23 protein-coding genes are annotated in these 25,659 nt (G+C 61.5%); 6 read left to right on the forward strand and 17 right to left on the reverse strand.

Translation table 11 applies throughout. The features are described from left to right. The first annotated feature begins 17 nt into the window (after positions 1-17). From ftsH to BMZ24_RS13120, 6 genes are all read left to right on the forward strand, one after another. Positions 18-1,901 carry an ATP-dependent zinc metalloprotease FtsH gene (ftsH, locus tag BMZ24_RS13095; RefSeq protein ID WP_092193034.1) on the forward strand — a complete coding sequence of 628 codons (1,884 nt, stop codon included), beginning with the start codon at positions 18-20 and terminating at the stop codon, positions 1,899-1,901. Then, on the forward strand, positions 1,898-2,188 hold the full coding sequence (locus BMZ24_RS13100; RefSeq protein ID WP_425266275.1) for a thioredoxin domain-containing protein: 291 nt from the start codon (positions 1,898-1,900) through the stop codon (positions 2,186-2,188). Before ftsH ends, BMZ24_RS13100 begins: the two co-directional genes overlap by 4 nt. Before the next feature lie 100 nt (positions 2,189-2,288). Beyond that, complete coding sequence (locus tag BMZ24_RS13105; RefSeq protein ID WP_092193036.1) at positions 2,289-5,096, forward strand: sensor domain-containing protein; 2,808 nt, start codon at positions 2,289-2,291, stop codon at positions 5,094-5,096. A 183-nt stretch (positions 5,097-5,279) separates the two neighbouring features. Continuing rightward, the gene (locus BMZ24_RS13110) at positions 5,280-5,780 is read left to right on the forward strand and encodes a phosphate-starvation-inducible PsiE family protein (RefSeq protein ID WP_092193038.1); all 501 of its coding nucleotides are present in this window, start codon (positions 5,280-5,282) and stop codon (positions 5,778-5,780) included. Continuing rightward, positions 5,758-6,723 (forward strand): zinc metalloprotease HtpX, encoded by a 966-nt coding sequence (locus BMZ24_RS13115; RefSeq protein ID WP_092193040.1) that lies wholly within the window; start codon positions 5,758-5,760, stop codon positions 6,721-6,723. The genes BMZ24_RS13110 and BMZ24_RS13115 overlap by 23 nt, the downstream gene beginning before the upstream one ends. A gap of 23 nt (positions 6,724-6,746) precedes the next feature. Next, positions 6,747-7,898, forward strand: a complete 1,152-nt coding sequence (locus BMZ24_RS13120; RefSeq protein ID WP_092193042.1) for a S1C family serine protease — start codon at positions 6,747-6,749, stop codon at positions 7,896-7,898. A gap of 18 nt (positions 7,899-7,916) precedes the next feature. Here BMZ24_RS13120 and BMZ24_RS13125 read toward each other — a convergent pair whose 3' ends face one another. From BMZ24_RS13125 to BMZ24_RS13205, 17 genes are all read right to left on the reverse strand, one after another. Next, a complete protein-coding gene (locus BMZ24_RS13125; RefSeq protein ID WP_092193044.1) occupies positions 7,917-8,381 on the reverse strand; it encodes a lysozyme in 465 nt (154 codons plus the stop codon). Positions 8,382-8,421: 40 nt separating this feature from the next. Further along, entirely contained in the window at positions 8,422-9,345 is a 924-nt protein-coding gene (locus BMZ24_RS13130; RefSeq protein WP_208599856.1) for a hypothetical protein, read from the reverse strand. A 22-nt stretch (positions 9,346-9,367) separates the two neighbouring features. Next, complete coding sequence (locus BMZ24_RS13135) at positions 9,368-12,322, reverse strand: type I restriction endonuclease subunit R (protein ID WP_092193046.1); 2,955 nt, start codon at positions 12,320-12,322, stop codon at positions 9,368-9,370. Next, the gene (locus tag BMZ24_RS13140) at positions 12,315-13,493 is read right to left on the reverse strand and encodes a restriction endonuclease subunit S (RefSeq protein ID WP_092193048.1); all 1,179 of its coding nucleotides are present in this window, start codon (positions 13,491-13,493) and stop codon (positions 12,315-12,317) included. Before BMZ24_RS13140 ends, BMZ24_RS13135 begins: the two co-directional genes overlap by 8 nt. Beyond that, on the reverse strand, positions 13,490-15,013 hold the full coding sequence (locus BMZ24_RS13145) for a type I restriction-modification system subunit M (RefSeq protein WP_092193050.1): 1,524 nt from the start codon (positions 15,011-15,013) through the stop codon (positions 13,490-13,492). The genes BMZ24_RS13140 and BMZ24_RS13145 overlap by 4 nt, the downstream gene beginning before the upstream one ends. Further along, entirely contained in the window at positions 15,010-15,237 is a 228-nt protein-coding gene (locus BMZ24_RS13150) for a hypothetical protein (RefSeq protein ID WP_092193052.1), read from the reverse strand. Before BMZ24_RS13150 ends, BMZ24_RS13145 begins: the two co-directional genes overlap by 4 nt. Continuing rightward, entirely contained in the window at positions 15,234-16,751 is a 1,518-nt protein-coding gene (locus tag BMZ24_RS13155; protein ID WP_092193054.1) for a type I restriction-modification system subunit M, read from the reverse strand. The genes BMZ24_RS13150 and BMZ24_RS13155 overlap by 4 nt, the downstream gene beginning before the upstream one ends. After that, the gene (locus BMZ24_RS13160) at positions 16,748-16,957 is read right to left on the reverse strand and encodes a helix-turn-helix domain-containing protein (RefSeq protein ID WP_063142412.1); all 210 of its coding nucleotides are present in this window, start codon (positions 16,955-16,957) and stop codon (positions 16,748-16,750) included. The genes BMZ24_RS13155 and BMZ24_RS13160 overlap by 4 nt, the downstream gene beginning before the upstream one ends. Positions 16,958-17,114: 157 nt before the next feature. Beyond that, entirely contained in the window at positions 17,115-17,639 is a 525-nt protein-coding gene (locus BMZ24_RS13165; RefSeq protein ID WP_092193056.1) for a gamma-glutamylcyclotransferase family protein, read from the reverse strand. After that, positions 17,636-18,433 carry a class II glutamine amidotransferase gene (locus tag BMZ24_RS13170; RefSeq protein WP_092193058.1) on the reverse strand — a complete coding sequence of 266 codons (798 nt, stop codon included), beginning with the start codon at positions 18,431-18,433 and terminating at the stop codon, positions 17,636-17,638. The genes BMZ24_RS13165 and BMZ24_RS13170 overlap by 4 nt, the downstream gene beginning before the upstream one ends. Continuing rightward, positions 18,418-18,939, reverse strand: a complete 522-nt coding sequence (locus BMZ24_RS13175; protein ID WP_092193060.1) for a DUF5049 domain-containing protein — start codon at positions 18,937-18,939, stop codon at positions 18,418-18,420. Before BMZ24_RS13175 ends, BMZ24_RS13170 begins: the two co-directional genes overlap by 16 nt. Before the next feature lie 11 nt (positions 18,940-18,950). Then, positions 18,951-19,913 (reverse strand): amidoligase family protein, encoded by a 963-nt coding sequence (locus BMZ24_RS13180; protein WP_092193062.1) that lies wholly within the window; start codon positions 19,911-19,913, stop codon positions 18,951-18,953. A 249-nt stretch (positions 19,914-20,162) separates the two neighbouring features. Continuing rightward, positions 20,163-20,420, reverse strand: coding sequence for a VrlD (locus BMZ24_RS13185; protein WP_092193064.1), 258 nt, complete (start codon positions 20,418-20,420; stop codon positions 20,163-20,165). A 12-nt stretch (positions 20,421-20,432) separates the two neighbouring features. After that, the gene (locus BMZ24_RS13190; RefSeq protein WP_092193066.1) at positions 20,433-23,981 is read right to left on the reverse strand and encodes a DUF4815 domain-containing protein; all 3,549 of its coding nucleotides are present in this window, start codon (positions 23,979-23,981) and stop codon (positions 20,433-20,435) included. Positions 23,982-23,996: 15 nt separating this feature from the next. Next, positions 23,997-24,530 (reverse strand): hypothetical protein, encoded by a 534-nt coding sequence (locus tag BMZ24_RS13195; protein ID WP_092193068.1) that lies wholly within the window; start codon positions 24,528-24,530, stop codon positions 23,997-23,999. 12 nt (positions 24,531-24,542) lie between these two features. Continuing rightward, entirely contained in the window at positions 24,543-25,046 is a 504-nt protein-coding gene (locus tag BMZ24_RS20195; RefSeq protein ID WP_244150357.1) for a hypothetical protein, read from the reverse strand. A 9-nt stretch (positions 25,047-25,055) separates the two neighbouring features. Continuing rightward, complete coding sequence (locus BMZ24_RS13205) at positions 25,056-25,649, reverse strand: hypothetical protein (protein ID WP_092193070.1); 594 nt, start codon at positions 25,647-25,649, stop codon at positions 25,056-25,058. Positions 25,650-25,659: the final 10 nt, after the last annotated feature.

The raw sequence follows: 25,659 nt of genomic DNA on the forward strand, positions 1-25,659 counted from the left end.
TGCGAGGAACATTGCCCATGGAAAAGAAAGATCAATGGAACATTGGCTACTGGATCGTCGCCGGCCTGTTGCTGCTGACGCTGCAGAACTACTGGCAGGCGGCCAAGACCGTCGAGCCCGTGCCCTACAGCGAATTCGAGAAGGCGCTGGCCGAGGGGCGCGTCGCCGAAGTGCTGGTGTCGGACCGCACGGTCACCGGGCGCCTGAAATCGCCGGACAGCCGGGGCAAGACCACCATCGTGGCCACCCGTGTCGAACCCGACCTGGCCGAGCGGCTGTCCAAGTACGACGTGCCCTATGCGCGGGTGGTGGAAAGTACCTGGCTGCGTGATGTGCTCTCCTGGATTCTGCCGGCGGTGGCCTTCTTCGGCGTCTGGTTCTTCCTGTTCCGCCGCTTCGCCGAGAAGCAGGGCATGGGTGGCTTCCTGAGCATCGGCAAGAGCCGTGCCAAGGTATTCATGGAGAAGAACACTGGCGTGACCTTTGCCGATGTCGCTGGCGTCGATGAAGCCAAGGCGGAGTTGGTTGAGATCGTCGATTTCCTCAAGAATCCGCAGGAGTATGGACGGCTCGGGGCGCGCATTCCCAAGGGCGTGTTGCTGGTCGGCCCACCGGGCACCGGCAAGACATTGCTGGCCAAGGCTGTTGCCGGCGAGGCGGCGGTGCCCTTCTTCTCCATCTCCGGATCAGAGTTTGTCGAGATGTTTGTCGGCGTGGGTGCGGCCCGTGTGCGCGACCTGTTCGAACAGGCGCGTGCGCAGGCGCCGGCGATCATCTTCATTGATGAGCTGGATGCTTTGGGCCGCGCACGCGGTGTCGGAGGACCGATCGGTGGACACGACGAGCGTGAGCAGACGCTGAACCAGTTGCTCACCGAAATGGATGGCTTCGACAGCTCGGTCGGGCTGATCATCCTTGCAGCTACCAACCGGCCGGAGATCCTCGATCAGGCCTTGCTTCGCGCCGGTCGCTTCGACCGTCAGGTGCTGGTGGACCGTCCCGACAAGAAAGGTCGCCTGGATATCCTGAAGGTCCATGTCAAGAAGATCACCCTGGCCCACGGTGTAGATCTGGAACAGGTGGCGGCGCTGACCACCGGCTTTTCCGGCGCTGATCTGGCCAATCTCGTGAACGAAGCAGCGCTGAGCGCGACGCGGCGCAAGGCGCAGGCTGTGGAACTGCAAGACTTCACCGCCGCCATCGAGCGCATCGTGGCCGGCCTGGAAAGGAAGAACCGTGTGCTCAATCCGAAGGAGCGGGAAACCGTGGCCTATCACGAGATGGGACATGCGCTGGTGGCGCTGGCGCTGCCCGGCACCGATCCGGTACACAAGATTTCAATCGTTCCGCGTGGCATCGGTGCACTCGGCTACACCCTGCAGCGGCCCACCGAAGACCGATTTCTGATGACACGTGCCGACCTGGAGCACAAGATCGCCGTGCTCCTGGGAGGGCGCGCGGCTGAGAAGCTCGTGTTTGGCGAGCTGTCCACAGGAGCTTCAGACGATCTCGCGCGGGCCACCGACATCGCCCGCGACATGATTACGCGCTTCGGCATGGATGAGGGCTTGGGGTACGTTGCTTTTGAGGCACAGAGGCCGCGTTTTCTTGATGCGCCTGAACTGGTACAGGGTGGCTGCCGGGTAGCCGAATCGACTCAGACACGCATCGACCAAGCCATCCGTGACATCGTGATGGGTGTGTTTGATCGTGCATACCGAATTCTCGAAATTAACCGAGAAGTGCTGGAGCGGTGCGCGCGCGAACTGCTCGCACGGGAAACGCTGGATGAATACAGCATCCGGCAACTGACGCAGGGGCTACAGCTCGAATCCCCATGTCACAGCGGCCCAACTGCCGGAGCCATTACTTCCTCTGTGTCCCAAGGAGCCACCTCATGAGTGACAGCATGCATATCATCTGCCCACACTGCCAATCCATCAATCGCGTGCCAGCCAACAAGTTGGCAGAGAAGCCCAATTGCGGGCGGTGCCAGCGCCCGCTGCTCACCGGAGAACCCATTGATCTGACCACAGCGACCTTCGCCCGTCATCTGGAGCGCAGTGACCTGCCGCTGCTGGTTGACTTTTGGGCGCCGTGGTGCGGACCGTGCAAGATGGTGGCGCCGCAGTTCGAGCAGGCAGCCTCCCTGCTTATCAGTTGTTCGATCCTTGAAGAAAGTGCGTAGCCGCGATGCATAGCGACCCCAACCACACAATCTTTGACGAAATGCGTTCCCAGTTGCAGAAACTTTGGAACCTCTGTTTCACCCATAAGGAGCGCCACCTTTGAACGAGACGCCTCAAATCTCAGCCCGACACTGTGGCCAGATTAACCAGAATGCCCATTTTGGCAGTTGGCATCTCGATCTTGGCTCGCAACTCCTCACTTGCTCCGATGAAGCCTGCCGCGTGCTCGGCCTGGATGTTGGTGCGCCAATAGCCTTCGAGCGATTCCTGCAGTGCATTCACCCTGAAGACCGCCCCCTCTTCGATAGGGCATGGGATGCGGCCATGTGCGGAAAGTCCCTTGATCTGCGGTATCGCATCGTCAGCGGAGGGCAGGTTCGCTGGATACACCTGCGGGCAACATTCAAGGGCGACGCCTCTGGTCGGCCCAGAGCGGCAGACGGGATGGTAGAGGACATCACCGATCTCAAGAGGGTCGAGCAGGCGCTGAACGCTATGCGCCGACAGCGAGAAGAGTTGGCCAGCCACGTTCCCGGTATGCTTTACCAATACCGTCTTCGTCCGGACGGCAGCTCGCACTTCCCTTATGCCAGCGCGAGGATACAGGAAATATACGGGGTTACACCGGAGGATGTTGTTGAAGATGCCACTCCTGCGTTCGCTGCGCTCCATCCTGAAGACCGCGACCGTGTGCATGAAACCATACAGGCGTCGGGGCAGTCACTCGCGCTTTGGCATGACGAGTACCGAGTGCAGTTTCCAGACGGTCGGGTGATCTGGGTCGAAGGCGAGGCGTCGCCTGAAGCCATGCCTGATGGCAGCATCCTCTGGCACGGCTATATCCATGATGTCACCTCACGCAGGAGATCCGCGGAAGAGCTTCGCCTTGCGGCTACAGTTTTTGAGCACGCAGGAGAGGGCATCCTCGTTACGGACGCTCAAGGCCACATTGTCAACGTCAATCGGGCGTTTTCCGGGATCACTGGTTATGCGCGGGAGGAAGTAATGGGTCAGACACCTCGTCTGCTCGAGTCCGATCGCTATGACGATGAGTTCTATCAGACCGTTTGGCAGGGTCTGCGTGAGCACGACTATTGGCACGGAGAGCTCTGGTGCCGACGCAAGAACGGCAGTCAGTTTGCCGCGCTGCTGACGATCAGTGCAGTCCCGGATATGCGGGGCAATATCGAGCATTACGCAGCCATGTTTTCCGACATCACAGCGCTGAAGGAGAACCAGCAACAGCTTGAACGCGTTGCTCATTACGACCTGCTCACCGGCTTGCCCAATCGACTATTGCTTGGAGACCGCCTTAAGCAGGCCATTCGTCAGACACGTCGGCGTGGCATGCACCTGGCGGTTGTCTTCATCGATCTGGATGGATTCAAGAAGGTCAACGACCAGCACGGCCACGGAGTCGGCGACAAATTGCTTTCCGTCCTGTCCAGGCGTATGACGCAGGTGTTGCGCGAAGACGATACCTTGGCCCGTCTTGGTGGTGATGAGTTTGTCGCTATTCTGCTCGACCTGCCGGATATTTCCGTCAGCGTACCGATTCTCGATCGCCTGATCGAGGTGGCTGCACAGCCCGTAGCGATTGGTGACGCACTGTGCGAGGTGAGCGCGAGTATCGGTGTGAGCTACTACCCGCAAGGCGAAGATATCGACGCCGACCAACTGCTGCGGCAGGCAGATCAGGCTATGTATCGTGCCAAGCAAGCCGGCAAGAATCGATATCACGTTTTCGATACGGAGAAGGATCGTACGCTGCGCACCCGTCACGAAGAATTTGACAGCATAGAGAATGCATTTGCCAATGGGCAGTTTCTGCTTTATTTCCAGCCTAAGGTCAACATGCGCACCGGTGAGGTGCTGGGTGCCGAAGCCTTGATCCGTTGGCAACATCCGACGCGTGGCTTGTTATCTCCTGCCTCCTTCATACCCATCATTGAGAACCATCCGCTCGGGATTGACGTGGGGGAATGGACCATCGAGGCTGCGCTGACCCAGATCGAAGTTTGGCGCAAGGCCGGTCTTCATGTCCCGATCAGCGTGAATATCGGTGCGCGGCACTTGCTGCAACCGGACTTCATCATGCATCTACGGGGTATATTGTCACGACATCCCGGCGCCCAGCCGCAAGACCTTGAACTGGAAATCCTCGAAACCAGCGCCGTGGAGGACTTCGTTCAAGTGTCTCAGTTGATGGCGCTGTGCGAGAGGATGGGATTGCGTTTTGCCCTCGACGATTTCGGCAGCGGCTATTCATCGCTGACCTATCTGAAGCGCCTGCCCGCGCACCTGCTCAAGATCGACCAAGGTTTCATACGCGACATGCTCGAGGATCCGGACGATATCGCCATCCTGGATGCGCTACTGGCACTGGCAAGGTCGTTTGGCAGGAACTGCATCGCGGAGGGAGTCGAATCCATTCAGCATGGTGAAATGCTGCTGCGTATGGGATGCGAGTGGGGCCAGGGTTATGCCATCGGGCATCCGATGCCGGCGCATGAATTCGAGCAATGGCTACACACCTGGCAGGTACCCTTATCCTGGAAGGGATTCAAACCTGACAGTCGCTCCGCGCTGCCCGTGCCGTTCACATACGTCGACCACCGGGTCTGGATTTCCCAGATGATCGACTATCTGTCAGGTAAGACCCAAGTGCCGCCTCAACCCGAAGCACTCCAATACTGGCGGGATCAAAGTGGCCGCCCTACGTTCTTCGGCAAGGATCCTGATGATCAGGTCGATGTCCTGCATCAGAGCATCCAGCAGTTAGCGCACACCCTGAGTGAAATGAAAAATGCCGGCCGTGTCGAGGCATTGAGGGCTGGCATCGACAAGTTGCAACATTTGCAGGCGGATCTGCTGGGATTGCTGCCGCCAGCCCAGAAGCCGGATTGATGCCATGCATGGGACAAAGGGTTGACGTGCAAGAGGCTGATCCACCCATCGGCGGCGCCACGGGCGCGCAGGACATTATGCGCTGGGTGGCTTCGCAATTGCCTCGGCAATCCAGGTGTAATCGAGTCGTCTTCTCGGACTCCCCGTTCCATTAACGTTTCATTGAAAGAGAGAGCAACGCTTATGCATAAAGAATCTGGCCACACGGCCCTTGACGAGATGCGCTCCCAGTGGCGGTTGATGACGGTTTACGAGCGCTTCGAGCAGGTCGTCGCCCTCGTTCTGTCGGCGGTAATTGCCGTCATCATCGTGGTGTCGCTGTTCCAGCTTATCTCCATCGTCTTCACGCTGCTGGTCCTCGATGCCTTCAATCCCCTGGACCACAAGGTATTCCAGAGCGTGTTCGGCATGATCATGGCGCTCTTGATCGCGATGGAGTTCAAGCATTCCATCGTGCGCGTGGCGGCGCGTCAGGACAGCATCATCCAGGTCAAGACCGTGATCCTCATCGGCCTGATCGCGCTGGCGCGCAAGTTCGTGATCCTCGACCTCGAGGCGAGCCCTGGCAAGATCGCCGCGCTTGCAGGCGCCACGCTGGCGCTTGGTGCCACTTACTGGCTGCTGCGCGAGCGCGACGACCGCGCCGCCGAGACATCTGAGCATGACCCGTCATCATCCCAGTGACCCGCGCGCGGCGTTGTTGCAACACCGCTGGCTCAACCGCCTGCAGACCGGGCTGTTGGTCCTGACCCTGGTCGGGATCGCAGCCGCCGCAGGAAGCCTGCTGTTCGGGGAAAGCGGCCTGTGGCTCGCGCTGTTTGCCGTTGCAGGCACGCTGCTGCTGGAACCGGCAGCCGCATCTGCCTTGACCTTGCGCCTATACCGCGCCCGGGCGCTGCACCCGCACGAAGCCCCGGAAATTTGGGCCCTGTTGCACGAGCTGTCCGTCCGTGCCGGTTTGCCCGCAACGCCGGTGCCGCACTACGTGCCCAGTGCCGTCGTCAACGCCTTCGCCACCGGATCGAAGCAGGAGGCATCGATCGCCCTCACCGATGGCCTGCTGCGCCGCCTGAGCCCACGCGAGCTGGCGGGTGTGCTCGCGCACGAGATCGCGCACATCGCCAATGAGGATCTGCGCGTCATGGGGCTGGCGGATTCCGTCAGTCGCCTCACGCGCCTACTGGCCCTTATGGGACAGATCGCGATCCTGCTGAGCCTGCCCGCGCTGCTGGTTGGCGCGGCGGAGGTCTATTGGCCTGGTTTATTGTTATTGGCCGCATCGCCCCAGCTGGCCCTGCTCGCACAGCTCGGCTTGTCTCGCGTGCGTGAGTTCGACGCTGACCGCCTCGCGGTGGAACTGACCGGCGACCCGCAAGGGCTGGCGTCCGCGCTGGCGAAGATCGAGCGGGTCAGTCGCTCCTGGCGTGCCTGGCTGTGGCCGGGATGGGGCAATCCCGAGCCCTCCTGGTTGCGCACGCATCCGGCCACGCAAGAGCGCATCTCACGCCTGCTGACGTTGGCGCCCAGGCCAGCATCAGCGTTGCCGTTTCACGAGATCCATTCCTTGCCGGAATCCGCTGTGACGCTGCGCCCCCCGCGCTGGCGCCCGAGTGGACTGTGGCGCTGATTGCCCTCAACAGGAGACTTCTCATGGCCTACCCCGACCCGTACGCGCGCCCGCCACAGGACCACTTTATCCGTCGCTGGCTCTTCATCACCGCCTGCATTGCCGCGCTCATGCTGCTGTGGCAGTTTCTGCCCGCCATCGAGGCCTGGTTCAGTCCGCGCGAGGCGGCAGAACGCACCGTGACGGCGCGTGGCGATCTGGCGGCGGACGAGAAGGCCACCATCGAACTGTTCGAAAAATCGCGCGCCTCGGTGGTGTATATCACCACCGCACAGCTGGTACGAGACGTCTGGACGCGCAATGTCTTCTCCGTGCCGCGCGGCACCGGCTCGGGCTTCATCTGGGACGACGCCGGCCACGTTGTCACCAACTTCCACGTCATCCAGGGTGCGTCCGAAGCCACCGTCAAACTCGCCGACGGCCGCGACTACCAAGCCGCGCTGGTGGGGGCAAGCCCCGCGCACGACATCGCTGTGCTCAAGATCGGCGTCGGTTTCAAGCGCCCGCCTGCCGTGCCGATCGGCACCAGCGCCGACCTCAAGGTGGGTCAAAAGGTCTTTGCCATCGGCAACCCCTTCGGCCTGGACTGGACGCTCACCACCGGTATCGTCTCCGCGCTCGACCGCTCGTTACCCGGAGAAGCGGGCGGCCCGGCCATCGATCACCTGATCCAGACCGACGCCGCCATCAACCCTGGCAACTCCGGTGGGCCGCTGCTCGATTCGGCAGGAAGGCTCATCGGCATCAACACGGCGATCTATAGCCCCTCCGGCGCCTCGGCCGGGATTGGTTTCGCCGTGCCGGTGGACACCGTCATGCGCGTAGTCCCGCAACTCATCAAGACCGGTAAGTACATCCGTCCGGCGCTGGGCATTCAGGTGGACGAACAGCTCAATCAGCGCCTGCTGGCGCTGACTGGAAGCAAGGGCGTGTTCGTGCTGCGTGTTACCCCTGGTTCGGCAGCGCACAAGGCCGGCCTCGCGGGTGTCGAAGTCACGCCGCAAGGCATCGTGCCCGGCGACCGCATCATCGGTGTTGATGGCAAGGCGACGGACGATGTGGCTAAGCTGCTCGCGCGGCTAGACGACAGGAAGGTCGGCGATGTGGTGGTCTTGTCAGTGGAACGGGCCGGCAAAACGCGCGAAGTGCGTGTGGAGCTGCAACCGGGGATTTGATTGAATCGACCCGGTCTATCAGGCGGCGCGGAGCAGGCAAGTGGCCTCAGCCTCCCGCCGCGTGACAAGCCCCGGCAGCACCCTGCCGCCGCCATAGACCCAGCGCCGCAGCTCAGTCGCGGCAGCGGCCCAGTCCCGCTGGTTCACCCGCCGCCGCAGCGTCGAGGTCTGCAAGCGACCGCCGCCGAGATTGAATGTGAAGTCCACGATGGCCGCCAGCCGCCCTTCGGGTTCGGAGGCCAACACCGGGCAGTAGCGCAGTGTGGCGGCCAGCGCCGTGCTCAGGTCGCGGGCGAGATAGGCTTCCGCTTCGTCCTCGGTGATCGGCGGGTGCTGGGCATCGCAGAGGTGGCCGAAGCCAATCGTCCAGAAGCCTGCCGGGCAGATGTACGGATACGCGCGGCCCGGATCGGTTTTCGGAACGCGGCGGAAGACCTCGAAGCGCTTGGCCAGATCGATGGCCGATTGCGGCACCTCGATCACGGCCGCACCCGATCGAACACGCGACCCAAAAACCAGAAGTTCAGCACCCCGGCCCACAGCGCCTGGTCGGCCTCTTCGACGCGCTTGAAATGCCTTGTGCAGTTCTTGCCGGTTCCGACCAGATACTCCTGGGCAAAGAGCCTCCAAGTGGGGCTTTCGGCACCGTCAAGGTCATCCGCTGCGATCTTCTGTGTGTGCTTGAGATCGGGCAGGTCATGATCCCGTTGCCGTGCGTGCCCGCGCTGATAGTGGTGCGCTTGCCGCAAGAGCAGTGCAGCAGCTTGCGTTCAATCGGCAATTCGTGGACTGCATGACAGTCCTTGCAGAATACCCACTGCAGTCCCTTCTCTTTGGAGTAGGCCAGTTGAAAATGGGGATGGAGCTCTACATCGCTCTGGCAATTCGAGCACTGCTTCACCTGGACCCAGAAATGATGAAGAACATCCCGTTCGACACCGTCCACCATAGTCCGATGCAACGGCATAATGAGTTGGGCGATCTCATTGCAGATCTGCTCGATTTCCGGATAGTGATCCTCCATTCGGGAGGCGGCCAATTCAAATCGGGTAATAAAGGTCGCGACCGGGTCGATATCAAAACCAATCACCCGGGCGTTGCAGCGCATGGACTCCACCAAACTTGTCCCGCCGCCGATGAAGGGATCGAGAACGACAGCGCCATGCACGGAGGTCTTTCCGAGATAGGTATCCCAAAAGGCGTCGGCCTTGTCAGGGGGAAGGGTCAGCGCGGTGATGATCGAACGGAACTGAGAGCCCACCCGGCGTGCAAACCAGCGGTGGACCCGGTACAAAGGATTCGAGCTCTGACCTTCACGCAGGGCAAGCTCGGCGATTTGGGCAATGGGAATGTCGCCCGCCTCCAGCAGGGTACGGGCAGGCCAACCGCCAAAGGTGTCACCTCTGCGGTTTTCAATGATCTGCTTTGCCTGACCTGTTTTAGCCATAGAGCCCCATTACTATCCCTTCTCAGTAGTACTGCCGGATATATCCGAACGCCTTGTCGAACAGATCCTGGTCCTTGACCTGGTACTTCACGTAAATCACTTTGCGCAGGGCCTTCTGGACCTCGCGCTCTCCGGCCTTGGTGTTTTGCCAGCCGGGAAACCGGACCAGGCGCACGATCTCGTCGATGTCTGTCACGATCCGCTCGATCACCATCGGCGTCTTGCCGTTCTTCACCTCGGCGAACAGTTCGGTCAGGGCCGCTTTGGCCTTGGCCTGTTCATCGACCGGGTCCACCTGCTTCTCGGCCTGGACGACCTCCCTGGCCAGGGTCAGCAGCTCCTTGAGGAAATCGAGGCTGTGGAGCAGGCCCTGTTCGTGCCGCTCCTTGAGCTTTTCGAGGCGTTCGCCCAAGGCGACGAACTTCGGATTGTCCTTGTGCTTGCGCAGGCGGGCGATGAGCTTGATCTCGATTTCCTTGGATTTCTTGTCCGGGTCCTTGGCATCGAGCAACCCTTCGAGGACCTCGGCGTCCATCACCAGGGTGTCCAGGTCGTCGCGTACCGTCTCCAGATGCACGTTCTCATGCACCAGCTCGATGGTCTTGGCCCCCAGGGCGTGCCAGAGCAGCTTGCCGTTGCCGCTCGGCGGCTTCACCGACTCATAGACCTGGGTCAGCCACTTGTAGTCCTTTTCATAAAGGCCGAGACAGGGATCTGGAGACAGCGCCTCCCACAGACGGGAGAGCACCGAGTATTCCGCCGCGAACTTGTCCCGGGTCTCGTTATCCGGCAGACAGTCCTGTGCCGCGATCAACCCCTCGTAGCCGCCAACGGTTCGGTCCACACCGGGGAAGAACGCCAGGCATCTCGCCACCACGCCGGGCAGCTCTTTCTTGAGGTCATCCAGATTGGTGATGACCTTCTGCACTGCCTTTTCATCGAAATCGAGGGCCGTGGCCACGTCATCGAAGATGCCGAGGTAATCCACGATCAGGCCGTGGGTCTTGCCGGGATAAACACGGTTGGTGCGGCAGATGGCCTGCAGCAGGTTGTGATCCTTCATCGGCTTGTCGAGGTACATCACCTGCAGAATCGGCGCATCGAAACCGGTCAGCAGCTTGGAAGTGACGATCAGGAACTTAAGCGGGTCGTTCGGATCGCGGAAGCGGTCGAGGAGCTTTTCCTCCTCGTCCTTGGCCAATTTCCATTCCGCGTACTCGTCGGACTTACCGCCCTGGGTGTGCATGACGATGGCGCTGGCCTCCGGGCCGACCAACTCGTCCATGGCCTTCTTGTAGAGTACGCAGCATTCACGGTCGAAGGTCACCACCTGGGCCTTGAAGCCGTTCGGCTCCACCTTCTCCTGGAAGTGCTTGACGATGTGCTGGCAGATGGCGTTCACCCGTGCCGGGGCCTTGATCAGCACCGCCATCTTGGCGGCCCGCTTGGCCAGGTCGTCACGATCTAGCTCGCTCAGCTCATCGGTCATCTGAGAGTAGGCTTCGTCGATGGCGTCCTTGTTGATGTGCAGCTTCACGTCCACCGCCTCGAAGTGCAGCGGCAGTGTGGCCTTGTCCCGAATCGAGTCCTGGAACGAGTAACGGCTCATATAGCCCTGCTCATCCTCGTCCGCGCCGAAGGCCCAGAAGGTGTTGCGGTCCCGCTTGTTGATCGGCGTGCCGGTCAGGCCAAAGAGAAAGGCATTGGGCAGCGCGTCGCGCATCTTGCGCCCCAGATCGCCTTCCTGGGTGCGGTGCGCCTCGTCCACCATCACGATGATGTTCGAGCGCTCGTTCAGGCGGCCGTCCGCCTCGCCGAACTTATGAATGGTGGTGATGATGATCTTGCGGGTATCGGCCGCCAGCAGGCCTTGCAGTTCCTGCCGGGTGGCGGCTCCGATCATGTTCGGAATATCGGCGGCGTTGAAGGTGGCGGTGATCTGGGTGTCCAGATCGATGCGGTCCACCACGATCATCACCGTGGGGTTGCCGAGCTTGCGGTGCATCCGCAGCTTCTGCGCCGCGAACACCATCAGCAGCGACTTGCCCGAACCCTGGAAATGCCAGATCAGACCCTTCTTGGGATAGCCCTTGGCCACGCGGGCGACCATCAGGTTCGCGCCTTCGTACTGCTGATAGCGGCAGATGATCTTGATGCGCCGGTGCTTCTTATCGGTGGCGAACAGGGTGAAATTCTGCAGGATGTCCAGCACCACATGGGGGCGCAGCATGGAGCGGATGGAGCGCTGCACGTCCGCCAGCGTCCCCTCGGCCTTGTTGTCTCCCTCGTGCCACGGTCCCCAGATATCGATGGGCATGCGCACCGAGCCGTAGCGATAGCACTTGCCCTCGGTGGCAAAGGAAAGGACGTTGGGCACGAACATCTGCGGCACGCTCTGTTCGTAGCCGTTGTGAATGTCGCTGGCCCCGTCCACCCAGGTCACCGCCGGGCGCACCGGCGTCTTGGCCTCGCCGACCACCAGCGGGATGCCGTTGACCAGCATGATGATGTCGAAGCGGCGGCCGCCTTCCTTGACCGGGTAGACCCACTGATTGGTTACCACGTAATCGTTGTTGCTGAGATTCTCGAAGTCGATCAGGCGCACCGGCGTATGTTCGCCACGCTCGCCGAAGGGCATGGACTTCTCGCCCCGCAGCCATTCGGCAAACAACTCGTTGGCCCGCACCAGGCCTTCGCTCTGTACCGACAGCGGAATGGTCCGCAGGCGGTAGAGCACCTCGTCGGCGCGTTCAGGCTGGGCCTTGATTTCCGGGTTCAGGCGGATGAGGGCGTCGCGCACCATCGACTCCACCAGCACGTCGGAGTGCTGACGGGGCAGCTCCTCGGCGGACACGAAGCGCCAGCCTTTGATCTCACCGCCATAGCTGGCGAGTTCTTCGGCAACCATGTTCGAAGTCACGCCGCCACAGAGCGTGTCGAGAACCATCTGTTCGACCGTGTTTTCTTCGTTAAACATGGGCGGCTCCTATCGTTTCATTACTGAACAGCGAGAGCATCCTTTGCGTCTTAGAAACGTGATTTGCTATCGCCTCTCGATGCTTCTTCTGTTCATTGAATTCCGACACAATCCGTTTCTGGGTATCAAGGTCTGGAACAGGGAATCTGAATTCAGCAAGGGTCTTCCTATTGATCTTTTTCATGCTGCTACTGGTTCCTGATGCCGTCTTCATCATGTGGCGTCTACCCCGATTGGAAAGAAGCACCAGTTCAAGATAATCAGGAAGCGCTTTTTGCGTATTTACTGGTAAACGCATCATGGTGTCAGGGAAAGAAACATCTGTGCGATCTTCGTTAAAAATCCCTGCAAACCCAACCAGTTCGACCGTATTCGAGCGTGAAATGAGCAAGTCACCTTTGGACAGGGTGGCTCCAATCATCTTTTTGGTTTTCGCGACCGGCTTTAGATTTCCTCGGACATACCCGTTGGCGGAAAGAGCGGCTAAGGACAATACCCAGTGGCCGGTTTCATCGGATGATGGTGGGGCTGAGCAACCGCTTTCCGGGCTGCCGGAAAGAACATCTGGTAGCGACAATTCAGAACAATTCAGCGTGTTGAGAGTGTGCTCAAGACGAATTTGAGCAGCGATATGAATATGGTTAAGGGCTTCTTGGTAGGCCGATACAGCCTCATCCGTCGCCCACAGGATCTCGGCAATACGCTTCTGTTCATCAAGCGGCGGCAGCGGGAATTCAAAGTCCTTCAATGCCGTCCAACTGGTTCGGGGTGACAGCGATCCGGCCGAGGTATCGAGTGCATGATCAAAGAAGGCATCGCTCTGGCAGATAAATGGCAGAAGCTCCGGCAGTAGAACCTTTCTATTCTTAGGCTCGAACGTCAGGATGTCCCCGGAGCAAATGCCTTCAAACTCGGCATAGGCGACCTTGCGTTGATAGGCCCGGCGCTTGCCGAAGAGAGTCTGGCCCGGTACGAATTTGCGGGTAAACGAGGTGCCATCTGCGACGGAATTCCAGCGACGGATATGCAGGTTCTCGGGGTCGATGTGTTCGAGCCCGACTATTCTTTCAATGTCATTAGCCTCGGGATCACGCTCCACAAGATTGGCGTTCTTCACCACCTCGCCGAACTTGACCATCTTCCAGCCGGGCTTCAGGGATTGCTCACTCATTTGCCACCTCCCGTCACCCCTGCATCCTCAAGTACCTCAAAGAGGCCGTCCATCGACTCCCGCAAAGCCATCGAGCTTTCCTGCCAGTTCGCAATGGCCTGCTTGAGGCTGACTGTTTCGGTCGAGCCGTTGCCATTGCCGTTTCCGTTGTCCGCCCGCACGTAGAGCGGGATACTGAGGTTGCTGGCTTTCTCCCGGATCTCGTCATTGCCGACCACCCGGGCAAAGCCGTCCTCGTCACCGAAAGCCTGGTAAGCATCGACAATGCGCTGGATGTGGTCGTCGGTGAGGAAGCTCTGTGCCCGCTCGCGGGTCACCTCGTTCAGCGCGTTGATGAAGAGCACCTTGTTCCTGCGCTCCTTGGGCTTGTTCATCCGGCAGATAACGACGCAGGCTTCCATGGGCGAGTTGTAAAAGAGATTGGGACCGAGTCCCAGCACACACTCCACCACGTCGTGGGCGACCAGCTTCTCGCGCATGGCCAGTTCTTCATTGCGGAAGAGGACGCCATGCGGAAACAGGATGGCGCAGCGGCCGCTCTTGGCCTTCATGCTCTTGATGATGTGCTGCCAGAAGGCATAGTCAGCGCGGCCCTGGGGCGGAGTACCGTAGATGTTCCGGCCCCACGGATCGGCGGACCAGGCATCGCGGTCCCACTGCTTGATGGAGTACGGCGGATTGGCCAGGACCACATCGAACTGCATGAGCCGGTCGCCTTCGACAAAGGCGGGGTTGGCCAGGGTATCGCCCCGGACGATGCGAAAGTCCTCGATGCCGTGCAGGAACAGGTTCATCCGACCGATGGCCGAGGTGAGCAGGTTGCGCTCCTGGCCGAACAGCCGTAGGTTCCGCCACTCCTTGTTCTGCCGTTTCAGATGGGCGACGGCGGAGAGCAGCATGCCCGCTGACCCGCTGGTGGGGTCATAGATCGACTCGCCCGGTTTGGGTTCGAGCATCTCGGTCATCAGATGTACCACGGTGCGGTTGGTATAGAACTCCGCAGCGGTGTGGCCGGAATCGTCGGCGAATTTCTTGATCAGAAACTCGTAGCCCACGCCCAGCTCATCCTCCGGGCAGTTGGAGAGCGAAAGCGTCTGCGAGCTGAAATGCTCGATCAGCTCGCGCAGCATGCGGTCCGGCAGGCGGTCCTTGTTGGTCCACTGGGCATCGCCGAAGACCCCGTACAGGGTGTCGGGGTTGGCCGTCTCAATGGCCCGCAAGGCATCCTGAATGGCCTTGCCCACGTTCTTGACCTTGGTGCGGGTAGCCTTCCAGTGAGCGTCTTCCGGGATCTGGAATCGGTGCTGCTCGGGAAGCGCGGCGTATTCCTGATCGCCGCCGGATTCCTCCAGCGCATCGGCCAGTTCCTCGTCGTACACGTCGCACAGGCGCTTGTAGAACAGCAGCGGGAAGATGAACTGCTTGTAGTCCCCGGCGTCGATGTAACCGCGCAGCAAGGTGGCCGCGCCCCAGAGGTAGGATTCCAGCTCCGATTGGGAAATGTGTTTGCTTTTCTTCATCGCGCTACCACTTCCCATTCAGAAATGTCCGTTGCAATATCAACGTCATCCAGGGAGTCCCAGTCGTAATCGCCGGTCGCCTGCATGTAAACGTCATCGGCGGCCGCCATGGCCGAGTGATAGGAGCCGAGCAGGTCATCCTTGAACCATAGCCCCCAACGACCGTTGGCTTGCGGTTTGATGAGGAAGAGGCCGATGGGTGATTTGTACTGGTAGACTTTCACAGCAGACCCTCCCGGAGCAGCAGCCCCTTCAGGCGATCCTCGGCCGCATAGGCTGCCTGCAGCGATTCCTTGAGATTGGCGATGGCCTGATCGATGGTCATGGATTCTTCCTCGATCACCGGCTCCACGTAGCGGGGGATGTTCAGGTTGAAATCGTTCTCGCGGATCTCGTCGAGCGTGACCACCCGGCAGATTCCTTCCACATCCTGATAGCCCTCGTACCAGCGATGGATGTTGTCCACGTGTTCCGGCAGCAGCTCGTTCTGGGCGCGGCCGGTCTTGAACTCCTTGGAGGCGTCGATGAACAGCACCTTCTGACGGTGCGCCTTGGGCTTGCTGTCGCGGAAGACCAGGACGCAGGGTGCGAGACCGGTGCCGTAGAAAATGTTCTGGCCGAGGCCGATCACCGCTTCGAGCATGTCCATCTCCAGTAGCTTGCGGCGGATTTCCCCCTCCTTGGACATGCGGAACAGCACGCCATGGGGAAGCACCACGGCCATGCGGCCGGTCTTGCGGGCCATGGACTTGATCATGTGCTGAACCCAGGCGAAGTCGCCGGACTTGGCTGGCGGCAGCCCGGCAAAGTTGCGGCCGTAGGGGTCGTTGATCCAGACATCGTCCCCCCACTTTTCCAGGGAGAAGGGAGGATTGGCGATGACGCAGTCAAAGGTGGCGAGGCTGTCGCCTGAATAAAAGGCGGGCAAGCGCAGGGTGTCGCCGCGTTCGATATGGAAATCTTCCGCGCCGTGGAGAAAGAGGTTCATCCGGGCGATGGAGGATGTGGTCAGGTTCTTTTCCTGGCCATAGAGCTTGCCCAGCATGAGGTTCTCGTCGCCGCCATGCTCTTTGACATGGTGCAGCGCTTCGAGGAGCATGCCGCCGGTCCCGCAGGCCGGGTCATAGATGGTTTCCCCGGCCTTGGGCGCAAGGATGCGAACCATCAGCGCGACCACGGATCGTGGGGTATAGAATTCACCGGCCTTCTTGTTGGTCAGGTCGGCAAATTTTTTGATCAGGTATTCATAGGCCTGGCCGAGAATGTCCGCCTTGCAGTGTTCATTGCCCAGGTTGAGCGACGAGAAGTGTTCGATCAGATCCTTGAGCAGCGCATCCGAAAGGCGGTCTTTATTGGTCCACTGGGCGTCGCCGAAGATGCCGTGCAGGGTGTCCGGGTTGGCCTGCTCGATGCAGCGCATGGCCTTCTGGAGCGCATGGCCGATATTGGCGCTCTTGGCCCGGACATCTTTCCAGTGGCAGCCCTCCGGAACCTGGAACCGGTGGTTCTCGGGGAATTGGGCAAATTCCACGTCGCCGTCGGACTCTTCCAGTGCCACGGCATACTCCTCGTCATAGACGTCGGAGAGCCGCTTGAAGAACAGCAGCGGGAAGATGTAAGTCTTGAAGTCGGCCGCGTCGACAGGACCACGCAGGATATTGGCCGCCTCCCAGAGATGCCCGGAGAGGGTCCCGATATCCAGATCGACTGAATTGTTATTTCCGTTCTTCCTGCTCATTCAGCTTGATCCTGTCTGCTCTTGTCCGCCGCGCCGCCAGCCTTCACCCACTCGTCAACCTCGTCTTTCTTGAACTTCCAAAGACGGCCCATGCGATGGGCGGGCATCGCATGCTTGTCGATCCAGCGGTAAACGGTGTCACTGCTGACACCGAGGTACTTGCCTATCTCGTCTACTGATAACCAGCGGTCTTCCATCTCGGCCATTTCTCTAGCTCCTCATGGGCGATTGGTTTTCTTGCCACGCCAGAGGCGGTAACGGGGATGCTAGGCGCAGCTTCCCCAACTTAAAACATCCTCTAATATATTTAGGCAGGGGCCGATTGTCAAACGCTTTCGTCAGGATAAGGCCGCAAACGTCGGCTCACGGACGTAACCACTGGCCGCTGGCGACTCTCTCCGCGTATGGAGGGCATGGCATCCAATAGGTCCAGGCTGGAATCGAGGTGCGCCCGCACAGCACCGCCACCATCACCCGCTGGTACATGCTGTGCCCGCCGGGCCGGAATCCTTCCAGCCGGTCGATGGGCGGCAGGTCACGCTGCGGGTCGGTGAAGGTCACCAGCTCTCCATGGATCAGATCCCAGTCGCCGGTCGGGCGACCGAAGCGCGGTGTGCCGATCTCCTGCTGCCTGTGGGCATCGGCCAGTGGATCGGCGGTGCCCCTGGCCAGGATCAGTCCCTCCGGCACTTCGAGGGCCGGAAAACCGGCGTGAAGATGATAAAGTCTGCCCCAGACCACGGCTGGTTCGATGCTGCGGGCCTGGGCGCAGAAGCGTTGATGGTTCCAGTAGCCCCGTTTCAGGGTGCCGTAAACGAAGAGCCGGAGGATGGTCTCGGGAGTGTCTTCCGGGTTTGTGTTCAGCTTCGCGGTGTCTCCAATGTTCATGCATTCACTCCTTCGGGCAGTGTCCCTTTGCGTTCCTGGGGGATGAAGCGGAATTCGCTGTTTTCGATTACCCGCACATCCTCGTGGCGAACGGTGAGCATGGTCATGGGCGGCACCTCCAGCTCGCGCCAGCCCTTCTCGTTGTCCACGGCAAAGTCGATAAAGGCGGGCTCCGAGGCGTAAAGCACCACCCGGTGCTGGCGGTGGATGCGCAGGCAAAGCGGCTTGTTACCCTTGAGCACGGTGATGGTGCCGGGGTCGAGCTTTGATGCCAGCACGGCGCTCATCTGGCCGCGACAGTGGGCGAGCGCCTTCTTCAGACCCTCCTGGTCGATGGGGCCTTCGGGCGCGAAGCGGTCGGCCAGGCGGAAGATCAGCTCGCTGTCCACCTCTGCGTAGCGCGGCAGCCCGAGTCGGCGGAACAGATAATCGGCGTTGTAGATGGTGCCGTTGTGGGTGCCGATGACGATCCCGGCCCGGATGGGATGGTTGTTGCGGTTGTTGAATTCGTTGCCCCGGGTGCGCCAGCGGGTGTGGCCCATGAGGATGGTGGTCTCGTTGTCTACCTGCCCGAGCAGCTCCTGGAACGGCTTCTCGTAGACCAGCTCGTGCGCCCGCATCGGCCGCTTGAAGATGCGGTGGCTGCCGTCGGTCTTGAGCCAGGCCAGACCGGAGGCGTGCGGGCCGCGCTCCTCGCTGTGCAGCAGCATGCGGATGAAGGCCTCGCGCAGGTAATCCCGCTCGTCGGACCGTCTGCGCTTGCGGCCGAAGACGATGCCTACTTGTCCGCACATGGAGCCGGGTCCTCCTTGCCGCCGAAGTTCTTGCCGAGCGGTCTCGTCCCCTCAAGGACGAAGGCCGCGTATTCGCGCCGGTGGTCCGCCAGCCACTCGGCCACCTCCGGGTAACCCATCTCGGCGGTCAGCCGGGTCACCTCCGGGTGGTCGAGCATGTTGGTGCGCCCGGAGAGCCGCACCGTCTCCAGGGCTTCGAGGAAGCGTTCCGGCCAGGGGTCGCTGGCCTTGTCGTCGGGCAGAAACTCGATCAGGCCGTGCCGCGCCAGACGGGTGAGAAATTCGGCGGCCGCAGCGGCGGCGTCCTCCGGCAATGGCTGGGTCGGCCCGCCTTCGATGCCGGAGAGCACCTCGGTCATGTAGTCCCGGGGCGCTCGGCTGGCGGTAAACGGTGTCTGGCCGCGCATCAGCTCGACCACCTCAAGGCAGTCGGCGGCCTGGATGGTTTCCCCGCTGCCGGGGATCGGTTCGCCGTCCAACGTGGTGGAGCGGATCAGAATCTTCATGGGGCACCTCCTTAAACAGTGAGGCCGGGAACTTGCCCGGCCTCGTTGGTGAGAGTGGTGGTTTCGGTTTCGTCCGAAAGGACGTCCTCCGGTTTGGGGCGTCCGTTCTTGAAGGCGGCGTCGCCGGGCATGTTGGCCATCAGATGCTTGCGGGCGGTCTTGAACTCATCGCCGATCAGGCCGAGGTGGAGCAGGAAGACCCGGAAGTCGTACTTGGCGCTCTGAGGATCGAAATCTCGCTTGCGGCTGGAAGCGGCCCGGCCATTGAGCGCCTTGGCGGCGACGGCGAGGCAGAACTGCAGGTAGGCCTTGATCCGCCCCGCGTGGAGGGTCGCCTCGAACCAGCGGAACTCCACCGTGCCCCGGTACCAGACGTTGTGCAGGTTGACCCCGTGGTAGCGGCTGTTGTCGTAGTGCTGGGGCTGGCGGTTGTGGTAGCCGTACCAGATGCGGTTGAGCTGGTCCTTGGTGCGGGGGCGATGCTGTTCGATGCGCTGGATCAGCTCGTCGCTGACCGGCCGGGTGTAGCGGTTGAGACGGTCGTGGCTGATGCCGAGGGCGTGGAGGATCAGCGGCTCCTGCTTGTAGATGATCTTGGCCAGGTTACCCAGGTGTCTGCCGTCGAAGGGCGCGGCGTCGATATGGATGTGAATGCCGCACTGGCTGTTGATCTTGCCTCCGGCGCGGCGGATGGCCCGGACCACCTCCTGCAGTTGCGGGATGTCGTCGTAGCCGAGCACCGGGCTGACCACCTCGGCCCGCAGATGGGCCGGGACGCTGGTCAGGGAGGCGTCCCCCACCACCTTCCAGACGCGGCCGCGCAGGTCCTCGACCTCCCAGGGGTCATAGCTGCTGGGGATGCCGACATGGCGGACCGTGCCGCCCACCACCGAGTGGATGGCCCAGGCGATCTGTTCCCGGGTGCGTTTTACGGTCTCGATCTCGATCCCGTAGTGGATCTCTTTCAGGTTCATGCGTGCCTCCGTCGTTCATGGCGCTTCTAAGTCGTTGTCAGGCAAGGCTTTTTAGCCTCTGCTTACACCATGAATGAATGCTTCTTTCCGGACACAAATCAAGTAGAAGAACAGCCGAAGCCGACATTTAACACCTTTATTTTCAATGACTTGAGAACTTGGCTGGATTGGGCGGCGCACAGGCGGCAGAAACCCCGGAACGGGCTGGCCGTATCCGGGGTTTCTGGGTTGGTGGTGGCAGTGAGCCGGTCAGCCGGAAGCGGTATCAGAGGTGATCAGGCTGGCGTGCAGCTCGAGGTTGCGCGACTCGTCGGCCCGCATCCGCGCCAGCAGCGCCGTGAAGGCCTCCGCTTCGGTGGCCGGGAGCTTTGACGCCCGTTCCAGCCGCGCCAGGCGCTGGTGCAGATTCTCCAGCAGGCCCAGGGCGTGGTCGCGGATCAGGCCATCGCGCTTCTCTTGCGGCGTGGGGATGAACTCGGTCAGGCCGCCTTTGCGTCGAACGATCATGGCTGTGCCTCCTTAGCTCAGGGTCGCGCCCAGCGAATGGATGCGCGGGTAGATCAGCGGCGTGCCGGTCATTTCGGCCTTGTAGCGGACCTTGTTGCCGGTGTTGTCGGTGAAGGTGCGCACCAGGGTGTACTCGGTCCAGCTCTCGTCGATGGGCCGGGTGTCCTGGATGGTCATCGCCTCCCAGGTCAGGCCGCCGTCGTTGCTGGCGAACCATTGCAGGGTGGTGCCGCTGGGGATTTGCATCTGCACATAGGCCTTGGTCGACTCCACGCCCTGGGTCAGCTCGTTCTCGCGGGTCAGGTAGGCCCCGGTGGTCTTGTTGAGGTAGCCCACCAGGTTGACATCGCGGAAGTTGATGGCCGGGGTGTCGTTGGAAAGCGAGCTGCTCAGACGCACGCGGATCTGGACCCGGGTGGCGAGGTTGGGCAGCCGCTCCTCCTCTGCGGGAACCATGGCGTCCCAGGTCACGCCGCCGTCGGTGGAGTATTCCCAGTCGAGGCCGGTGCCCTGGGGGATGGCCGAGTATTCGTCGAGGTTGATATCGGAGAACTGCACGCCGGTGATCGGCTGGAAGCGGATCATGCCCTCGGATTGAAAGTTGTAGCCGTAGATCTTCATCGCCAGGTCGGAGCCGTTGAGCGGCGTCCAGGTCTCGGCGTTGGAGCTCTCCAGCAGCACGCCTTCCATGTAGGTCTGCCGGGTGATGATGCCCCAGCGGCCCATCTTGCCAAGAGTGGCGGTGCGGACCTTGTAATTGGTGCTGTTGGTCAGCAGCACGACGGAATAGCTGGTGTTGGCCTCGGCGTAGAACGGGTCGTCGAAGCGAATGCGGGTCTCGCCGCTCAGGCTGATCTCGTTCGGGGCCAGCACCTTCTCGGCGAACACCACGCCGTTGGGCAGACCGGTGGTGACGCCGCGAATCTGCACCGTGACCGGGATGCTCGGGTCCCTGGCGGTGAACTGCAGTCCGATGCTGGAGATCACCTGGTTTTGGGTGAAGCTGAAAGTCTGGGCCAGCGGATCGCGGGGCACGAAGATGGTCTGGGTGCGCCAGACCACCTGCACCACGGGCACGCGGATGATGCGGTTTTCGATGATGCGCTCGATGCGGGTGATGACCAGCGGATCGTTGATCTGCAAGCTGGCCCGTGCCGAGTAGACGCCGTCGGCCATCTCCACGATGCGGTTGCCGTTGCGGGCGTTGGTCGGAATGGTGAAGGAGGCGCTGACCCGACCGGCCTCGTCGCTGATCAGGTTGCTGGCCATTACCTGGCCGTCGCAGCGCAGCACGATGCCGGACTTGCTCGGGGTGAAGTTGATGCCGGTGACGGCGATGCCGGTCTGGCCGCGCCGCCCGAGGTTGGGCGTGATCTGCAGCATGGCCGGGGGCTTGTCGAACACGGCATAGGGGTTGATGTTGCGCTCCTCGGACCAGTCGTTCTGTTCCACCAGCACGGTCTCGTTGCCCGGCAGCAGCGCCAGGCTGCCGAAGAAGCTCGCGTTGCTGCCCGCCTGATCGACCGAGAGCACGGTGGAGTGCGGAATGCGGTCCGGTGCGACGAAACGGGCGATCTCGTTGACCCGGGCGTCCCATTCGGCATGGTAGATGTCCGACTGGGCGGTGTTCGAGAAGTCGTCCGAGTAGATGCCTTTTTTTGTCTGGGCGTCCCGGTTCTGCAGTTCGTTGTTCATCTGGTACTGGGCATCGTTGTACTTCAAGTCCTCCACGTCCTGAATGATGTCGTGGATCTGGTCCATGGTGATGCGGGTCAGGCCGAAGTTGCGGATCTCCATGTCGGTGGAGTTGGGCGGGCAGTCGATGCTGCACAGCCCCAGGGCGTTTTCCGGCACGATGGGCAGCTTCGGGAAATCGGCCGGAGCCCCTTCCAGCCGTTTGATTTCGGTTGTGGTGGCGTAAACGATGTCGCGACGGCCGAGGTAATAGTCGTAGTCCAGGCTGCAGTTGGAGCCGTTCACCGGCTGGTCGCCGAGGCTGCCGCGCCCGAAGTTGATCACGTTGAGGTTGCCCAGTTCGAGCTGCACCGGCGACATGGTGAGTCCGGCCGTGTTGGTGGCCGGAGGCGAAGCGGTGCCGATCTCCTCGACACCGTCGTCGATGTAGGAGAGCTCCTCGCTGCCCAGTTCCATCAGTCGCTTGTAGTCGGTGCGTGCGCCGTTGGTGGCGGCCCGGTAGACGCGATAGCCGGTCGCGCCGCTGACCGGCAGCCAGGAGAGCTTGTTCATCTCCCCGGCTGCGGTGGCCCGGGCAATGACCGCAGCGGCGTTGAAGGCCGTCTCGCCGGTGGCGTTGTAGGCGGTCACCAGATAGAAGTAGTTTCCGGCCGCCGGATGGTTGGCCTGTCCGAACCAGCCGCTGTCCACGTAGTCGGTGCCCTTGACCATCTGCTTGGTGTAGGTCCAGCGCACCGTGTAGGTGGTGCCGATGGCCGGTTCGTTACCGGAGCCGAGCCAGTCGACATGGTTGCCCGACTGCTGCCAGTCCACGCCCTCTTGGAAGATGGTCGCCCCCTGGCTGACCTCGAGGATGTCCACCACGGGATTGGGGTCGAGCAGGTCTTCGCCGCCGCCCACCGAGCCGCGAGTGACGTTGCGGGTGATCTCGACGATGGCCTCCACCTGGGTCGTCTCCTTGAGCGGCGTGGAGTTGACCGGATAGCGGCGCTTGTTGATGTCGAAGGTCTTCTGCTCGCCGCGCACCGACTTGGTGGCGATGGATTTGGGCACCAGGGTCGAGGTGGGCAGATCGCGCTGATGGCGGAAGCCCTGGATGTAGGCGCGTCCGGCGTTGGTGATCGCCTCCACGCTGTCGTCGTCGACACCGCCGATGAAGGTGTCGAAGCCACGCACCAGATAGCTTCCGGCCTGGTCGAAGGTGCGCTCGGCCAGATTCTGAATCAGGGAATTGAGCCCCTCGGCGGCGGCGAAGGAGAGCTGGTCCTCGGTGATCGAGGAGACGGTGATCCGGCTGCCCGGCAGAGTGCCCAGCAGATCCCGCAGGTAGAGGTTGGACTTCTCCTGCACCGTGGGCGTGACATCGCCGCTCTCGCGGTCGAACTTGTAGATCGGGATCACCCGGCGTTCGGCCACGTTGTTGGGCAGCGTCTGGCCGCTGGTATCCGTCGCCTTGAGGGAGAGTACCCATTTCTCCCGCTCGGCGGTGGGCTCGCCGGTGGCGGGATTGATCAGGGCCGGGTCCTGGGTGTAGCCGTAGTTGTACTTCAGCAGCTCCACGTAAACGTAATCGGCTCCGCTGGTGGTGGCCGGATCATAGGTCAGGGTCGCGCCGCTCACCTGTTCCAGATGGCCGTCGATGTAGACCACGCCCGGGGCCAGGGTCAGGACGTTGGCGGCCGCGCTGACCTCCAGACCCATGATGATGGAGCCTTCCTTGAACAGGAGGTCGGCGATCTTGCGCCGCTCCAGGTTGATGATGTCCTGCTGCTCGTTGAGTTCGGAATCCAGCAGGTCGCGATCCTGATGGTAGCGGATGCGCTTGTAGTTCTTGGTCGGGTCGAATGTCTCGCGTGAGATGCTCATGTTTGAATCCTCCAGTTAGATCTTGATGATCCCGACCAGCTCCACGCGGGTGTCGGAAATCTTGTTGAAGTCGGGAATGTTTTTCACCTCGTACAGGTAGCCCGGGCGCAGCACCTCGCCGGTCGGGTTGGTGTCCTGATGGAACACGCCGCCCATGGAGAGATCCCCGGTGACGCTTTGCACGTACTGCACGTCGCCGCCGAAGAAGCCGTATTCGCGGATGGTGATGCCGTTGGCCTCTGCCTCGTCGAAGCGGAAGAAGATTCCGATGGTGTTGGTCTCCTCGCCGGTTTCGAGGTAGCGCACGCCGTTGACCAGCAGCGCCCCTTCGGCGTCCTCCTTGAGGAAAGTCCGCTTGTAGTAGCGCTTGCGGGCGCGTTCGTTTCTGAGCCCGGTCTGACCGATGTCCGGCGCGGGCGGATTCTGCGGGTCGGTAAAGCTGGCATCCCCGTCGCCGATGGCGCAGTGGGTGATGCCGTCCACGGCCTGGCCGAGGAGGAGTTTGGCCGTCAGTATCCGGCCGGTTTTGACGATGAGTCCCAGTGCCATTGCTGTTCTCCTTTAGGTCTGAATTTCGTGGTCTTGATCAATGAGCACCGCGAACAGGATCTGGCGCGTGTCGGCCAGCAGCCCGGCCGGGATCGCGATGCGCTGAACGGTGTCGGATCGGCTGATGTGTGAGCCGGAAGTCCGGACGCTGGTGTCGATGCTCTGCAGCCAGGGGCGCGTCACCCGCACCGCCGCGTCGGCATCGACGCCCAGACGGCCGTGGACGACGAGCCAAAGGTCGGCGTTCCGGTTCAGGTGGTTGTGGACTGCCTGGCCGGTTGCGAGCAGCCTGGTAATTTCTGCGAGCACGACCGCCTGCGTCCGTGCCATCACTTCGACGGGCTGATGGATTCGGCATGCCGCATCCATGTCGGCTTCAAAAGTGCAAACGACCCGGTTGGCGGTATCCGTATCCACCAGGAGTGAGCCCAGAAGCACCTGACGGGTGTCCAGGTCCCTTGCCCAAGGCCGGTTCACCCTTGCGGAAATATCGATATCAACCGTGATGCCAGTCATCTATGCGCCTCAGAGAATCGGGTTTTCCGTGCCGGTCAGGCGCAGCTTGATGTCGAGTTTGTTTTGCACTGGGGTGCCCGGGAGCACGGTGCAGCGCCGCCAGAAAGACAGCGTCTGCTGGAAGGCCTTGTCGCCGAGGTTGAGCGGTGCGCCCTGGGGGGCGGTGTCGAGTCCGGCCTGGGTCAGGGATAGTCGGTACCAGACCGATTCGTCGGTGCCGGTTTCGTCGATGGGATCGAGCACCAGCCCGGTGTAGTCGTAGCCGGAATAGACGGTCGTTCCGGCGTCGTGCGCGGCCGGAGCGGTGTTGGCCACGCCCCGCTGCACGGTGAGATTGGCGGTGCCGCCGCCGCTTTCGACGAGCATTTGCTCGCCGTCGATGATGATCAGTTCGCCGTCGGCAAAGCGCGGTTCGGCCAGGGCGATGGATGTCTGCGCCGCATCGATGGCCGAAGCGAGGCCCGTCTGCTCGTTGGCGACGTAGAGTTGCCGATCCTTGATGTCGCCGTCGGTGCCGTTGTAGCTCTCGGCCTCGGGGCTGCTGAAATCCCCCTCGGAAATCTGCTGGGTCAGCGCTTCGTCAAGATAGAGGTGAATCGCCATGGGTTCTCCT

The sequence above is a fragment of the Desulfomicrobium norvegicum genome (assembly GCF_900114595.1).
GTDB lineage: Bacteria > Desulfobacterota > Desulfovibrionia > Desulfovibrionales > Desulfomicrobiaceae > Desulfomicrobium > Desulfomicrobium macestii.

Excerpts from the sequence above, each read along its gene's own strand:
- ftsH (WP_092193034.1), top strand. The coding sequence starts at position 18 with ATGGAAAAGAAAGATCAATGGAACATTGGCTACTGGATCGTCGCCGGC.
- BMZ24_RS13100 (WP_425266275.1), top strand. The coding sequence starts at position 1,898 with ATGAGTGACAGCATGCATATCATCTGCCCACACTGCCAATCCATCAAT.
- BMZ24_RS13110 (WP_092193038.1), top strand. The coding sequence starts at position 5,280 with ATGCATAAAGAATCTGGCCACACGGCCCTTGACGAGATGCGCTCCCAG.
- BMZ24_RS13115 (WP_092193040.1), top strand. The coding sequence starts at position 5,758 with ATGACCCGTCATCATCCCAGTGACCCGCGCGCGGCGTTGTTGCAACAC.
- BMZ24_RS13120 (WP_092193042.1), top strand. The coding sequence starts at position 6,747 with ATGGCCTACCCCGACCCGTACGCGCGCCCGCCACAGGACCACTTTATC.
- BMZ24_RS13130 (WP_208599856.1), bottom strand. The coding sequence starts at position 9,345 with ATGGCTAAAACAGGTCAGGCAAAGCAGATCATTGAAAACCGCAGAGGT.
- BMZ24_RS13135 (WP_092193046.1), bottom strand. The coding sequence starts at position 12,322 with ATGTTTAACGAAGAAAACACGGTCGAACAGATGGTTCTCGACACGCTC.
- BMZ24_RS13140 (WP_092193048.1), bottom strand. The coding sequence starts at position 13,493 with ATGAGTGAGCAATCCCTGAAGCCCGGCTGGAAGATGGTCAAGTTCGGC.
- BMZ24_RS13145 (WP_092193050.1), bottom strand. The coding sequence starts at position 15,013 with ATGAAGAAAAGCAAACACATTTCCCAATCGGAGCTGGAATCCTACCTC.
- BMZ24_RS13155 (WP_092193054.1), bottom strand. The coding sequence starts at position 16,751 with ATGAGCAGGAAGAACGGAAATAACAATTCAGTCGATCTGGATATCGGG.
- BMZ24_RS13160 (WP_063142412.1), bottom strand. The coding sequence starts at position 16,957 with ATGGCCGAGATGGAAGACCGCTGGTTATCAGTAGACGAGATAGGCAAG.
- BMZ24_RS13165 (WP_092193056.1), bottom strand. The coding sequence starts at position 17,639 with ATGAACATTGGAGACACCGCGAAGCTGAACACAAACCCGGAAGACACT.
- BMZ24_RS13170 (WP_092193058.1), bottom strand. The coding sequence starts at position 18,433 with ATGTGCGGACAAGTAGGCATCGTCTTCGGCCGCAAGCGCAGACGGTCC.
- BMZ24_RS13175 (WP_092193060.1), bottom strand. The coding sequence starts at position 18,939 with ATGAAGATTCTGATCCGCTCCACCACGTTGGACGGCGAACCGATCCCC.
- BMZ24_RS13180 (WP_092193062.1), bottom strand. The coding sequence starts at position 19,913 with ATGAACCTGAAAGAGATCCACTACGGGATCGAGATCGAGACCGTAAAA.
- BMZ24_RS13185 (WP_092193064.1), bottom strand. The coding sequence starts at position 20,420 with ATGATCGTTCGACGCAAAGGCGGCCTGACCGAGTTCATCCCCACGCCG.
- BMZ24_RS13190 (WP_092193066.1), bottom strand. The coding sequence starts at position 23,981 with ATGAGCATCTCACGCGAGACATTCGACCCGACCAAGAACTACAAGCGC.
- BMZ24_RS13195 (WP_092193068.1), bottom strand. The coding sequence starts at position 24,530 with ATGGCACTGGGACTCATCGTCAAAACCGGCCGGATACTGACGGCCAAA.
- BMZ24_RS20195 (WP_244150357.1), bottom strand. The coding sequence starts at position 25,046 with ATGACTGGCATCACGGTTGATATCGATATTTCCGCAAGGGTGAACCGG.
- BMZ24_RS13205 (WP_092193070.1), bottom strand. The coding sequence starts at position 25,649 with ATGGCGATTCACCTCTATCTTGACGAAGCGCTGACCCAGCAGATTTCC.